Here is a 12,734-nt window from a genome sequence, read left to right as displayed (position 1 = left end):
CGTGAAGGCCACCTTGAGGGACTCAGAGTCCCTCAAGGTGGCCTTCACGGCGTCCGGGACCAGGGCGGGGACCAGTCCCGGGGAGCTGGCTCTAGGTTTCCGGTGGGGAGGCTGGATGAACCGGAGCAGGTGGGCGAACGCCGGACGTCTGGCGCTGGCCGCGGCGGCAGTGCTCGCCGTCGCTTCGGTGATCTGGGTGGGTAACCAGGACACCGGCTATGGCCCGGTCGAGGCCACCGGTGTACCTGGCTCCTCCCTGGCCTCCCCGGCCCCGGTTTCCGCAGCCGACTACCAGCGCGCGCTCACCGATCTCGACAACGCGGCACGCCCGTTGACCGACCGGGTGATCGGAGCGGGAACGCAGGAGGACCTGCAGGCCGCGAAGGTGAACCTCGGCAGGCTCATCGAGGATCGCGTCCGGGCCTTCGGTGAACTGGTGCCGCCTCCGGAGATCGCGCAGGAGCACCGAAATCTCCGTGAAGGCCTGGCCGCGGAAGGGCGCTGGCTGAACGTGCCCCCGGCCGTGATCGCCGGCCCCGGCACCTGCGGTGCCAGGTCGCCCGGGCGGGTGATCGCCGAGCAGGTGCACGACACCGTCGAGAGCCTTTCGAACACGGACACGGCTCTGCGCAAGGCGATCGCCGCTCTCGCCGCGAAACGATTCGAGTTCGGCAGGTTCCTGCCCTCGCCTCCCGCACCCTTACCCGTCCCGCCGACCTCGCGGCCGCCCAACGGAAAGATCGTGGAGCGATCCGGTCCGCGCGGGGTCGGCAGATTGCAGATCGCCAACGGCTCCCCGTCCGACGTCGTGGTCTCCGTCGTCACCGGTGATCCCTCGAAACCCCAGGTGATGATCTACGTGCACCACGATGCGTCGGCGACCATCACCGGGATCTCGGGGGAGTACCGGGTTTACTTCAAAACCGGCGCCGGCTGGGATCCCGACACGCGGCGGTTCACCTCGGGATGCCGGTTCGAGAAGTTCGAGGAGAGCTTCCCGCCACGATCCGACTGGTGGATCGATGTGCACAAGTCCCCGGTGGGGACAGCGCGGACCGGTCCTGTCCCGGCCTACTGAGGCGGTGGTCTCACACGGTGACGCTCGCGTGGAGATCCAAGCCGTTGTTCGTGGCATACGCGTTCTCGATCCCGACCAGAAGGTCGACGATCTCGAAGTACCGGTCCCAGAACGGCGTCTCGCGCAGTGCCTCGATGAGAAGCTGGTACGAGTGGTGGTCGCGGGCCTCCCACACCCACACGTCGGTCACTCGCGCGGAGTAGAACTCGGTGTCGTAGAACCGCGAGCGGACTCCCTTCACCTTGCTCTCGATTGCCGGGAGGACTTCGGTCGTGAAGGCCTTCACACGCTGCTCGACGGTGAGGCCGAGCCATTCGGGTGTGGTCTTCACCAGGATGAAAGCGGTCACCGGGGTGGATTCCGTCGTTTCTTCGGCCATGGTGGTTCCTTTCGGTCAGGCGTAGGCGCCGGCTTCGATGTCCTCGGCCAGGCTCGGTCCGAACGGAGTCCAGTTGAGGAGTTCGCGGGTGCGAGTACTCGACGCGGACATGTCCAGTGCGAAGAACCTGCCGACGAAACCGAAGTGCTCGCCGGCGTCTTCCGGCGCGACGGACGTCACGGGGACGCCGAGCGTCCGTCCGACGGCTTCGGCGATTTCGCGGGTCGTAATGGCTTCTTCGTCGACGACGTGGAGCAGCGAGCCGGTGGGCGCGCCTTCGAGCCCCAGCCGGACGAGCCGGGCCGCGTCGGTGCGGTGCACGGCCGCCCAGGCCGCGCTGCCGTCGCCGATGTAGGCCGAGACGCCGTGCTTGCGAGCGGCCGCGACGATGGAGGCGAGGAAACCATGGTCGCCCACGCCGTGCACCGAGGGCGCGAAGCGAGCACTGATCACCCGCATGCCCTTCTCGGCGTATTCGAGGGCGAGGTTCTCACTGCCGCCGCGCATCGAATCGGGGCCGACGGCGGGGGAGGGGTCGCTTTCGGTGGCGGGACGGCCCTTGGCCAGACCCGAGAGCGCCGAGGCGAGCACGAAGGCCCGGCCGGTTCCGGTCAGCGCGCCGGCGAAGGTTTCGACGGCGCTCCGTTCGGCCCGGTTGGACATGGGCAGGTTGGCCCAATCGTGCTTGTTCGCCAGGTGGATGACGGCCTCGGCCTCGTCGGCGCCGGCGCGGAGGCCGTCGAGGTCGTCGAGATCACCGCGGCGTACACGTGCGCCCTTCCGTTCCAGGGTGGCGGCGGAGGTGTCCGAGCGGGCGAGGCCGGTGACTTCGTGACCGGCGTCGAGCAGCTCGTCCACGATGGCCGAGCCGATCCAGCCGGTGCCTCCGGTGAGGAAAACATGCATGGAAATGCTCCTTCTACTGGTTCCCGCGGGTGCGGGAAAGACGTGATTGCAGAACGACGAGCGCCCCGAGGACGAGCACACTCACCCCCATCACCAGCAGGGCCGTGCTCGTGCTCGCCACGAACGCGTCGATCACTTCGGGAGCCCTGCCGGGCGTGGTCACGGCGAGGGCCTGCGCCACGGTGTGCGGATCTTGGTTCGCGCGGATGTCCGGCGGCAGCGCCGCGACGAATCGTCCGGTGAGGATCGTGCCGATGACCGCGACGCCGAGGGCGCTGCCGAACTCCCGGGTGGTGGCCTGCAGCCCGGCGCCGACTCCGGCCTGGGCGGGCGGCAGTGCACCGGAGATGGCGCCGGACAACGTCGGAAGTGCCAGTGCGACACCGATGCCGGTGACGACGAGCCAAGCGGCGTAGACGAGATACGGCGTCTGGGAGTCGTTTGTGGACAGTCCGAGCAGTCCGGCGCCGACGAAGACGAACGCGAGGGCGATGGTGGCGTCGAGACCGATGCGGCGGGTCAGACGTCCGACGTGGCGGGCGCCGAAGATGATCGGGAGGGTCATCGGGATGATCCCGAGCCCGGTGCCCAGCACGCTGAATCCCTTGCCGTACTGCAGGAACGACGCGTTGACGTAGAACAGCGCGAACATGCCGAAGAAGATCGCCGTCATCCCGAGACTGGCGCTGCGCAGCGCGGGGACGCGGAAGAGCCGGGGATCGAGCAGTGGGTGTTCGGTCTTCAGTTCCACGATCGTCCACACGACGAACAGCACGGCGGAGCCGGCGAATCCGATGAGGACGATCGGGCTGGTCCAACCCGCTTCCGGTCCTTCGACGATGCCGAGCAGCAGCGCGACGGAAGCACCGACGAGCAGCACCGCTCCGGGCACGTCGAGCCGGCGGTCGTGCCGGGGGGACACCGGGGCGATCCAGCCGACGAACACGGCGAGTACCAGTGAGATCGGGATGGCGGCGAGGAACAGCCAGCGCCACGATCCGCCGGAAAGGACCGCGCCTCCGCCCACATTCCCGATGATTCCGCCGATTCCGGTCATCGACGCCCAGGCCGCGATCGTCGCGCCCTTGCGCTCGGCCGGGACGGCGTGCAGCAGGACGGCGAGCGTGTTGGGCAGCACGGCGGCGGCCCCGACGCCGGTGATCGCTCGGCCGACGAGGAGGAAGGGCACGTTCGGTGCGACGGCCGAAAGCAGGACGCCGACTCCGAACAGTGCCAGGCCGGCGAGCAGGACTCCCTTGCGCCCGAACCGATCGCCCGCGGCCCCGCCGGGGATCACGAGGCAGGCGAAGAAGATGACATAGGTGTCGACGATCCAGATCAGCGCCGACGCGGACGGGTGCAGGTCGCTCGCGGCCAGCATCGGGACGGCGAGGTTGATCGCGGCGACCATCCCGACGACGAGCACGACGCAGGCGCACATGACGGCGAGAAGGCCGCGCTGCGAGACCGGACGGTCCCGGTCGGCCGAGGTGTCCTCGCGAAGGTGAAGTCGAACTGGCATGTCCCTGACGCTATGGACCAGCATGGCCTTCGCGCCACGCAACATTGACAAAGGAGAGTTGCGTAAGATGCAAACCATGGCCGATCAGCTGGACCTGAACCTCCTGCGAGTGTTCGACGCCTTGCTGCGGGAAGGCAGCGTCACGGCGGCGTCCGAGCGCCTGCACCTGTCCATTCCGGCGACGAGCCGCGCGCTGGGCCGGTTGCGGCGGGCGATGGGGGATCCGATCCTGGTGCGCGCCGGCCGGGGGATGGTGCCGACACCGTTCGCGCTCCGGACCGTGCCGCGGGTGCGGTCGCTACTCGACGAGGCTTCCGCGCTGATCAGCGCGGACCGTGAAGTCGCGATCCGCGATCTCGAGCGCACCTTCACGATCCGCATCAACGACGGGCTCGCCGCGACGATGGCGACCGCGGCGGTCGAAGCGACGGCGGCCGTCGCGCCCGGCGTCGTCCTGCGCTTCGTCGCGGAAGGAACCGAGAGCACCGAGGCCCTGCGCGACGGCTCGGTCGATCTGGACATCGGCGCCGGCGACGTCGCGGCACCCGACATCCGGTCGATGCTGCTCTACCGCGAAAGGGTGGTCGGTATCGTCCGCGCCGACAGCACGCTGGGCCGCGCTCGCCGCCCGACGCTGGCGCAACTCTGTCGCTATCCCCACGTTTCGGCCTCGCGCCGCGGCCGGTCCCGTGGGCCGCTCGACGATGTCCTCGAAGCGGCCGGACTTCAGCGCCGTGTCGCGGCCGTCGTGCCGACCTCCGCCGTTTCGGCGTTCCTGGTCGCGTCGAGCGAGTACGTGGGACTCGTTCCGCAGCGGCTCGCCGAGCAGTACGGCCAGGCGCTCGGCATCCGCTGGTTCCCGCTCCCCGCGGACCTGCCGGAGATCGAGGTCCGGCTGCTCTGGCACGCCCGGCTCGACGCGGACCCGGCCCAGCGCTGGCTGCGCGACACGATTCAGGACGCGCTGGGCACTGCCTGATCCGCACTGTCCGGGCCGCCCTGTGTGAGGCGTTCAACGTCGCGCGCGGGGCGACCTCGGCGAATTCCGGTGGTATGGTCCCGAAGGTTGATCAACACCGATCGAGCACGAAAGCGAGGTGAGCGGCACATGCCGGAAGACAGTTCTGGATCGACCGGAAGTCCTCGCCGCTCGCCCCTGTGCGTGGTGCGCTGACCTTTCCGGTCTCCTTTCCCTGTCTGGCTTTGTGTGCGCACGCCAGAAAAGAGCCGGAATCATGAACACCTTCGAAATGCTGCTCAGGGTTGGCACCGGCGTCGGGCTGGGCGCGGTCATCGGGATCGAGCGGCAGTACCGCGCCCGGATGGCCGGGCTTCGCACCAACGCCCTCGTCGCCGTCGGCGCGACCCTCTTCGTTCTGATGTCAGCGCACGGTTTCGGCGGTTTGAGCACCTCCGGTGACGCCGACCCGACGCGCGTGGCCGCGCAGATCGTGTCCGGGATCGGATTTCTCGGGGCCGGCGTGATCCTGCGGGACGGGCTGAACGTGCGCGGGCTCAACACCGCCGCCACCCTGTGGTGCTCGGCGGCCGTCGGATCCCTTGCGGGAGCGGGACTTTACGTTATCGCGCTCGCCGGGACGGTGGTGATCGTCGGGGTCAACGTGCTGCTGCGGCCGCTGGGCCGGGTGGTGGACCGCCGCCCGGACAACCAGGAAGAGCACGAAACGGCCCAGGACTCGGCCTAGTGTCGCGTGACCCTGTTTGCCTTACGCCGCAGCGGCCCACGCGGCCCCTGGCTGCGTCGGAGAAAAGCCCAAGTACATCCAGTACGAGTGACTTTCCTCCGCCTTGCCAGGAACCACGTGGATCCACAGCGCCGCAAGGCAACAGGATCACGCGACACTGGCTCAAGCCGGGACGGGCTCGGCGCCGTCGAAGGGTGGGTAGCGTTCGCCGCCCACCTGTTCGGCGACGTCGATGTAGTCGGCGAGCGCGTCGCGGGATCGCGCGAGCTTCGCCATCTGGTCGTCCAGCCGTCGCAGTCGCGTGTGCATCGCGGCCAGCAGTTCGGGGCACCCGACCAGCTCCGGAGCCTCGCCGATCGCACAGGGGAGCAGGTATGCGATGTCCTCCGAGGACAGTCCGGCGCCGAGCAGATGCCGGATCTGCTTCACCCGCATCACGGCGTCCTCGCCGTACTCGCGATAGCCGTTCGCGCCGCGCTCCGCTTCCAGCAGGCTCTGCGCCTCGTAGTAGCGCAACTGGTGGGCGTTGACGCCCGTCCGGCGACTCAGTTCCCCGATCCGCATCGAATCCTCACTTGACCTTCATACCGGTATCAACGTTGACGATGGTGCCATGAACGAGAAAACCACCGCACCCGTCACGGTCATCGGCCTCGGCCTGATGGGCCGCGCACTCGCCGCCGCGTTCCTGAACGCGGGGCATCCCACCACCGTATGGAACCGGACGCCGGCCAAGGCAGATCAGCTGGTCGACGAGGGAGCCCGGCTCGCTCCGACCGTCGGCGACGCACTCGCCGCGGGCTCCCTGACGATCCTCTGCCTGACCGACTACCCGGCGATGTACGAACTTCTCGACGCGAGCGACATCGACGGCACGGCGCTGGTCAACCTGACCTCGGGCGACTCGGCTCAAGCCCGGGAAGCCGCCCAGTGGGCCGAAAAGCGCGGTGCCCGCTACCTCGACGGGGCCATCATGGCCATCCCGCCGTCGATCGGGACCGCCGAGGCGGTGATCCTGCACAGCGGGCCGCAACCGGACTTCGAGGCCCACCAGGCGACGCTCGGCGCGCTCGGCACCGTCACCTACCTCGGCGCGGACCACGGTCTGGCGTCCCTTTACGACGTGGCGGGCCTGGCCATGATGTGGAGCGTCCTGAACGCCTGGCTCCAGGGCACCGCGATGCTCAGGACCGCCGGTGTCGACGCGGTGACGTTCGCCCCGTTCGCGCGGCAGATCGCCGCCGGAGTGGCCGGATGGCTGCCCGGGTACGCCGAGCAGATCGACAAGGGCTCGTTCCCGGCCGAGGTGTCGGCACTGGAGACCGACGCCCGGGCGATGGCGCACCTGATCGAGGAGAGCGAAACGCTGGGTGTCAACGCCGAACTGCCGAGGCTGATCAAGGCGATGGCCGACCGCTCGATCGCCGCCGGGCACGGAGGAGAGCAGTACCCCGTGCTGATCGAGGAATTCGCGAAACCCAGCGCCTAGACCGGCGCTTCGTCGAACTCGGGGACGTCGGCGGACAGCAGGAACTCGGCCCCGCCTTCGAGTTTCCCGGCCATCTCGCGGGAGCGGGGGAGCATGGTCTCCTCGTAGGCGCGGACGCCGTCGGCGACGGTGGCGGCGTTCGCGAGCGCGACGGCGAGTTCGCTCGCGTCGAGCATGGCGAGGTTGACGCCGACGCCGAGTGGCGGCATGAGGTGGGCGGCGTCGCCGAGCAGCGTCACCGCCGGGTCGTGTTCCCAGGTGTGCGGGACCGGGAGGGCGAAGATCGGGCGGTCGACGTAGGGGCCGTCGTTGTCGGTGATCATCCGGCGCATCAGGGGCGACCAGTCCGCGTATTCGTCACGGAGCAGGGCACGGATGCCGTCGGTGTCGCCGATGGTCAGGCCGTGAGCGCCGATCCAGCCGACCGGCACCCGCCGGATCAGGTAGACGCGGATGTGGTCGCCGCTGTTGCGCTGGGCGAACAGGCCGCGGTCGCCGTCGGCCGCCGCGGCGCTGCCCCGGCCGACCAGTCCGGCGATCTCGGGATGCCGGTTCTCGACGTCGGAGAACCAGGCCTCCAGGAAGCTCACCCCGGTGTACCCGGGGACGGCGGGCGACACGGCCCGGCGCACCCGGGAGAAGGCTCCATCGGCGCCGATGACGAGATCGGTCTCGACGGTCGTGCCGTCGGCGAAACGCAACCGCCGAGGCCCGCCATCGGGATCGCTGATTCTGTCGAGGGCATGGCCCCACCGCACGGTTCCCGGCAGCAGGGAGTCGAGTAGCAGGGTGCGTAGCCGGCCGCGGTCGATCTCCGGTTTGAAGAGTTCGTCCGCTTCCGGGACGTGATGGAACTTGAGCTCGCCGTTCGCGTTCATCTGGCGCATTTCCTGGCCTTCGGGGCGGGCCAGCGCGAAGAACTCGTCGAGCAGGCCCGCTTCGCGCAGGGCGATCTGGCCGTTGTCGGCGTGCAGGTCGAGGGTGCCGCCTTGGTCACGTGCGTCGGGGCTCGCGTCGTGGTCGTAGACGGTGACGGCGATGCCGCGCCGCTGGAGGATTCGGGCGCAGGTCAGGCCGCCGGGTCCGGCGCCGATGATGCTGATGCGGGCTTGGGCAGGTCGTGGGGAAGTCATGTCCCCCAGAAAAGCAGAACGAGTAAAAAAGTGCAACGAGTCAACTTAGTGATCGTGGCAACCGTCGGCTATGCTCGTCTCATGACCGTGCCCCCTGTCGGCCGCCGTGAACGCAAGAAGGCGGCCACCCGGCAAGCGATCGCCGATGCCGCGCTCGAACTGTTCCTGGAGCGCGGCTACGACCAGGTGAGCATCCGGGACATCGCCGACGCGGCCGACGTGTCGACCACGACGGTGTTCAAGCACTTCAGCGGCAAGGAAGCGCTGGTCTTCGACGAGGAAGAAGACCGCGAGGCGGCACTGATCGCCGTGGTGCGGGAGCGAGCCGCCGGTCAGAGCATTCCGGACGCGCTCCGGCAGCACGTCCTCGCCAGCTGGCTGCCGGTGGCGGAGCATCCGCAGGCCGCCGAGTTCTCCGATCTGGTCGAGTCCACACCGGCGCTCCGCGCGTACGGCGAACGGATGTGGACTCGCCACACCGAGGCACTCAGCACGGCCATCGCCGACGACATCGGCGTCCCCCACGACGACCTCGCCTGCAGGGCTCTCGCTCGTTTCGTCCTCGAGATCCCGGCCGTCGCCCACGGGACCCAGGACCGCGCGGCCGCCGTCGAGACGATCTTCGACATCCTCACCCGCGGCTGGCGTGCTCCCCGTCCAGGAACCCCAAGAGGATCCGGGCGAAGTCCTGGGGCCGCTCCAGGTTGATCATGTGCGCGACGCCGGGAACGACGATGCTCCGGACGTCGTGTGCCTCCCGCTCGATCAAGGCGACGACGTCGTGGATGTCGGAGGCGTCGAGAGCGCCGACCAGGGCGAGCGTGCGCGGGGCCAGCTCGCCCGCGCGCTCGAGGGCGCGGAGTTCGTCCATCAGCGTGAAGCCGGCGAGACCGTGCCGGGTGATCGTGTGCGTGTAGAGCTTTCCGCACAGCCGCCGGATTTCCTGGTCGACGTCGGCCGGTGCTCGTTGGGGGCCGTCCACCCACATCCGCAGGATGCATTCGATGGCGGCGGGGAGATCGCCGGCGGCGCCTGCCTCTTCGAGCTTCCGGTTCTGTTCCAGGACAAAGGGATCCTTGAACTCGATGCCGCTGATCCCGGCCGCCACGAGGACGAGGTTCTCGACGAGGTCCGGGTACGTCAGCGCGAAGTCGATCGCGATCCGGCCGCCGCCGGATAGCCCGACCAGGGAAGCGCGGGGGAGTTCGAGCGCGGTCATCAGCGCGTGGAGATCGTCGTAGTGCCGGAACCGTCCGGTGGGCGTGGACGACTCGCCGTGCCCGCGGGCGTCGTAACGGATGGCGGTGTGGTGGCTTTCGAGCGCCGCCATCTCGGCATCCCAGGTGCGGGAGTCGAGCATTCCGCCGTGGAGCAGGATCACGGGATCGCCCTCGCCGCGAATCTCGTATGCCAGCTCACCGTTCTCGACCTGAACTCTCCCGCGGGTCATACGGCACGGTACCGAAGAAACAAGAACGCCCCTTTCCCTGAAATGCGGGGAAAGGGGCGTTCTCGAACAGAGTGCTTACACCTGGGTCATCTTCCGCAGGACGTACTGCAGGATGCCGCCGTTGCGGTAGTAGTCCGCCTCACCCGGGGTGTCGATGCGGACGTCCGCGTCGAACTCCACCTTGGCGCCGTCGGTCTTCGTCGCGGTGACGTGCACGGTGCGCGGGGTCTCGCCGTTGTTCAGCTCGGTGATACCCGAGATGTCGAACGTCTCGGTGCCGTCGAGGCCGAGCGACGAGGCCGACTCGCCCGCCGGGAACTGCAGCGGGATGACGCCCATGCCGATCAGGTTCGACCGGTGGATGCGCTCGAACGACTCGGTGATCACCGCGCGCACGCCCAGCAGCGAGGTGCCCTTGGCCGCCCAGTCCCGCGAGGAACCGGAGCCGTACTCCTTGCCGCCCAGGACGACCAGCGGGATGTCCTGCGCCGCGTAGTTCTGCGCCGCGTCGTAGATGAATGCCTGCGGGGCGTCGTCCTGGGTGAAGTCGCGGGTGTACCCGCCCTGCACGTCGTCCAGCAGCTGGTTGCGCAGCCGGATGTTCGCGAAGGTGCCGCGGATCATGACCTCGTGGTTACCGCGACGCGAGCCGTAGGAGTTGAAGTCCTTCTTGTCCACGTTGTGCTCGGTCAGGTACTGCGCGGCCGGGGTGCCCGGCTTGATCGCGCCGGCGGGGGAGATGTGGTCGGTGGTGACCGAGTCGCCCAGCTTCGCCAGCACACGGGCACCGGAGATGTCGGTGACCGGGGACGGCTCGGCCTTCATACCGTCGAAGTACGGCGGCTTCCGGACGTAGGTGGACTCCGCTTCCCACTCGAAGGTCTTGCCTTCGGGGGTAGGCAGGGACTTCCACCGCTCGCCACCGTCGAAGACGTCGGCGTAGTCCTTGGTGAACATCTCCTGCGTGATGGCGTAGTCGATGGTGTCCTGGATCTCCTGGGCCGCGGGCCAGATGTCCTTCAGGAAGACGTCCTTGCCGTCGGTGTCCTGGCCGAGCGGCTGGTTCTCGAAGTCGAAGTCCATCGTGCCAGCGAGCGCGTAGGCGATGACCAGCGGCGGCGACGCGAGGTAGTTCATCTTCACGTCGGGGTTGATCCGGCCTTCGAAGTTCCGGTTGCCCGAGAGCACCGAAACCGCGGTGAGGTCGTTCTCCTGGATCGCCGCGGAGATCTCGTCCGACAGCGGGCCCGAGTTACCGATGCAGGTGGTGCAGCCGTAGCCGACCAGGTGGTAGCCCAGCTTCTCCAGGTACGGCCACAGGTTGGCCTTGGTGTAGTAGTCGGTGACGACCTGCGAACCCGGCGCCATCGAGGTCTTGACCCACGGCTTGACCGCGAGGCCCTTGTCGACCGCGTTGCGCGCGAGCAGCGCCGCGCCGAGCATGACCGACGGGTTGGAGGTGTTGGTGCACGAGGTGATCGAGGCGATCACCACGGCGCCGTGGTCGAGGACGAACTCGCCGCGGTCGGACGTGCTGACCTTGACCGGCTTGCTCGGGCGGCCGCTGTGGCCGTTGGCGGCCGACTGGACCTCGACCGCGTCCTCTTCCTTGAACGACAGCGAAGCCGGGTCGCTGGCCGGGAAGGACTCCTCGACGGACTCGTCGACGTTGGTGTGCGGGACCTGCTCGCCGCCGACGTAGTCGTGGATCGACTTGCGGAACGCGGACTTCGCGTCGGTCAGCTCGATGCGGTCCTGCGGGCGCTTCGGGCCGGCGATCGACGGGACGACCGTCGACAGGTCCAGCTCGATGTACTCCGAGTACTCCGCCTCGTGCGACGGGTCGTGCCAGAGGCCCTGCTCCTTGGCGTACGCCTCCACGAGCGCGACCTGCTCGGGGGAGCGGCCGGTGAGCTTGAGGTAGCGGACGGTCTCTTCGTCGATCGGGAAGATCGCCGCGGTGGAACCGAACTCCGGGCTCATGTTGCCGATGGTGGCGCGGTTCGCCAGCGGCACGGCGCCGACGCTCTCGCCGTAGAACTCGACGAACTTGCTGACCACACCGTGCTTGCGCAGCATCTCGGTGATGGTGAGCACGACGTCGGTGGCGGTGACGCCGGTCGGGATCTCGCCGGTGAGCTTGAAGCCCACGACGCGCGGGATGAGCATGGAGACCGGCTGGCCCAGCATGGCGGCCTCGGCCTCGATGCCGCCGACGCCCCAGCCCAGCACGCCGAGGCCGTTGACCATGGTGGTGTGCGAGTCGGTGCCGACACAGGAGTCGGGGTAGGCCTGCCCGTTGCGGGACATGACCGTGCGCGCCAGGTGCTCGATGTTGACCTGGTGCACGATGCCGGTGCCCGGCGGGACGACCTTGAACTCGTCGAAGGCGCCCTGGCCCCAGCGCAGGAACTGGTAGCGCTCGCGGTTGCGCTCGTACTCGATCTCGACGTTGCGCTCGAAGGCGTCGGGGCGGCCGAACACGTCGATGATGACCGAGTGGTCGATGACCAGTTCGGCGGGCGCGAGCGGGTTGACCTTGTCCGGGTCGCCGCCGAGGTCGGTGACGGCTTCGCGCATGGTGGCGAGGTCGACGACGCAGGGGACGCCGGTGAAGTCCTGCATGATCACGCGGGCGGGCGTGAACTGGATCTCGATCGACGGGTCGGCGTTCGCGTCCCAGGTGCCGAGCGCGCGGATGTGGTCGGCGGTGATGTTCGCGCCGTCCTCGGTCCGCAGCAGGTTCTCGAGCAGGATCTTCAGGCTGTAGGGAAGGCGCTGGGAGCCCTCGACCTTGTTCAGGCGGAATACCTCGTAGGAGGCGTCGCCCACCTTCAGCGTGTCTTTGGCGCCGAAGCTGTCCTTGCTGGCGGGTGCAGTCACTTCTAACTCCAGTGGCGGGTCAGTTCGGTGTGTTCTCCGGGTCGTTCGGGTCGACCCGGAGCGAGTGTCGCGCACCCCCACCGTAGATCCGGACGCGGGATGGCACACCTCGTTCGTCGCTTCAAACAGTACGCCTGTCCTTTTTGCGTGGCAAGCCGACACGCGGGTAGGGAACGTCTCACCGACCT

The 12,734-nt window shown here is 68.5% G+C and carries 11 protein-coding genes and 1 pseudogene; 5 read left to right on the top strand and 7 right to left on the bottom strand.

Going from position 1 to position 12,734, the window contains the following annotated elements; genetic code table 11:
• Positions 1 to 115 precede the first annotated feature (115 nt).
• Positions 116 to 1,078, top strand: coding sequence for a hypothetical protein (locus ACLJRL_RS20430; RefSeq protein ID WP_410657816.1), 963 nt, complete (start codon positions 116 to 118; stop codon positions 1,076 to 1,078).
• Between the two features lie 10 nt (positions 1,079 to 1,088).
• Here the strand turns inward: ACLJRL_RS20430 and ACLJRL_RS20425 are convergent, their stop codons facing one another.
• From ACLJRL_RS20425 to ACLJRL_RS20415, 3 genes are read right to left on the bottom strand one after another with little or no spacing between them, the layout of a single operon-like run.
• Complete coding sequence (locus tag ACLJRL_RS20425) at positions 1,089 to 1,457, bottom strand: darcynin family protein (RefSeq protein WP_410657815.1); 369 nt, start codon at positions 1,455 to 1,457, stop codon at positions 1,089 to 1,091.
• Between the two features lie 15 nt (positions 1,458 to 1,472).
• Positions 1,473 to 2,363: an SDR family oxidoreductase gene (locus ACLJRL_RS20420; protein WP_410657814.1), complete on the bottom strand. Its 891-nt coding sequence runs from the start codon at positions 2,361 to 2,363 to the stop codon at positions 1,473 to 1,475.
• A gap of 13 nt (positions 2,364 to 2,376) precedes the next feature.
• Positions 2,377 to 3,804, bottom strand: coding sequence for an MFS transporter (locus ACLJRL_RS20415; protein ID WP_410657940.1), 1,428 nt, complete (start codon positions 3,802 to 3,804; stop codon positions 2,377 to 2,379).
• 157 nt (positions 3,805 to 3,961) lie between these two features.
• Between ACLJRL_RS20415 and ACLJRL_RS20410 the strand changes: the two genes are divergently transcribed.
• Positions 3,962 to 4,864 (top strand): LysR family transcriptional regulator, encoded by a 903-nt coding sequence (locus tag ACLJRL_RS20410; protein WP_410657813.1) that lies wholly within the window; start codon positions 3,962 to 3,964, stop codon positions 4,862 to 4,864.
• Between the two features lie 256 nt (positions 4,865 to 5,120).
• Positions 5,121 to 5,564, top strand: a pseudogene (locus tag ACLJRL_RS20405) (MgtC/SapB family protein); the annotation flags it as partial.
• A 189-nt stretch (positions 5,565 to 5,753) separates the two neighbouring features.
• Here the strand turns inward: ACLJRL_RS20405 and ACLJRL_RS20400 are convergent.
• Complete coding sequence (locus ACLJRL_RS20400) at positions 5,754 to 6,155, bottom strand: MerR family transcriptional regulator (protein WP_410657812.1); 402 nt, start codon at positions 6,153 to 6,155, stop codon at positions 5,754 to 5,756.
• A 49-nt stretch (positions 6,156 to 6,204) separates the two neighbouring features.
• On the opposite strand from ACLJRL_RS20400, the gene ACLJRL_RS20395 reads away from it, so the two are divergent.
• The gene (locus tag ACLJRL_RS20395; RefSeq protein WP_410657811.1) at positions 6,205 to 7,080 is read left to right on the top strand and encodes an NAD(P)-dependent oxidoreductase; all 876 of its coding nucleotides are present in this window, start codon (positions 6,205 to 6,207) and stop codon (positions 7,078 to 7,080) included.
• Here the strand turns inward: ACLJRL_RS20395 and ACLJRL_RS20390 are convergent.
• A complete protein-coding gene (locus tag ACLJRL_RS20390; RefSeq protein ID WP_410657810.1) occupies positions 7,077 to 8,213 on the bottom strand; it encodes an FAD-dependent oxidoreductase in 1,137 nt (378 codons plus the stop codon). The genes ACLJRL_RS20395 and ACLJRL_RS20390 overlap by 4 nt on opposite strands.
• 87 nt (positions 8,214 to 8,300) lie before the next feature.
• On the opposite strand from ACLJRL_RS20390, the gene ACLJRL_RS20385 reads away from it, so the two are divergent.
• Positions 8,301 to 8,921, top strand: a complete 621-nt coding sequence (locus ACLJRL_RS20385; protein WP_410657939.1) for a TetR/AcrR family transcriptional regulator — start codon at positions 8,301 to 8,303, stop codon at positions 8,919 to 8,921.
• On the opposite strand, the gene ACLJRL_RS20380 is transcribed toward ACLJRL_RS20385, so the two are convergent.
• Both ACLJRL_RS20380 and acnA read right to left on the bottom strand, forming a co-directional pair.
• Positions 8,845 to 9,663, bottom strand: a complete 819-nt coding sequence (locus ACLJRL_RS20380) for an alpha/beta fold hydrolase (protein ID WP_410657809.1) — start codon at positions 9,661 to 9,663, stop codon at positions 8,845 to 8,847. The genes ACLJRL_RS20385 and ACLJRL_RS20380 overlap by 77 nt on opposite strands.
• Positions 9,664 to 9,738: 75 nt before the next feature.
• The gene (acnA, locus tag ACLJRL_RS20375; RefSeq protein ID WP_410657808.1) at positions 9,739 to 12,546 is read right to left on the bottom strand and encodes an aconitate hydratase AcnA; all 2,808 of its coding nucleotides are present in this window, start codon (positions 12,544 to 12,546) and stop codon (positions 9,739 to 9,741) included.
• Positions 12,547 to 12,734 lie beyond the last annotated feature (188 nt).

The sequence above is a fragment of the Amycolatopsis sp. lyj-112 genome (assembly GCF_046549055.1).
Taxonomy (GTDB): domain Bacteria; phylum Actinomycetota; class Actinomycetes; order Mycobacteriales; family Pseudonocardiaceae; genus Amycolatopsis.
This window is presented reverse-complemented; position numbering and strand designations above follow the sequence as displayed.

Bases quoted from the DNA above. Each gene is read 5' to 3' on its own strand.
- ACLJRL_RS20410 (WP_410657813.1), top strand. From the start codon at position 3,962: ATGGCCGATCAGCTGGACCTGAACCTCCTGCGAGTGTTCGACGCCTTG.
- ACLJRL_RS20430 (WP_410657816.1), top strand. From the start codon at position 116: ATGAACCGGAGCAGGTGGGCGAACGCCGGACGTCTGGCGCTGGCCGCG.
- ACLJRL_RS20390 (WP_410657810.1), bottom strand. From the start codon at position 8,213: ATGACTTCCCCACGACCTGCCCAAGCCCGCATCAGCATCATCGGCGCC.
- ACLJRL_RS20415 (WP_410657940.1), bottom strand. From the start codon at position 3,804: ATGTGCGCCTGCGTCGTGCTCGTCGTCGGGATGGTCGCCGCGATCAAC.
- ACLJRL_RS20425 (WP_410657815.1), bottom strand. From the start codon at position 1,457: ATGGCCGAAGAAACGACGGAATCCACCCCGGTGACCGCTTTCATCCTG.
- ACLJRL_RS20380 (WP_410657809.1), bottom strand. From the start codon at position 9,663: ATGACCCGCGGGAGAGTTCAGGTCGAGAACGGTGAGCTGGCATACGAG.
- ACLJRL_RS20400 (WP_410657812.1), bottom strand. From the start codon at position 6,155: ATGCGGATCGGGGAACTGAGTCGCCGGACGGGCGTCAACGCCCACCAG.
- ACLJRL_RS20420 (WP_410657814.1), bottom strand. From the start codon at position 2,363: ATGCATGTTTTCCTCACCGGAGGCACCGGCTGGATCGGCTCGGCCATC.
- ACLJRL_RS20395 (WP_410657811.1), top strand. From the start codon at position 6,205: ATGAACGAGAAAACCACCGCACCCGTCACGGTCATCGGCCTCGGCCTG.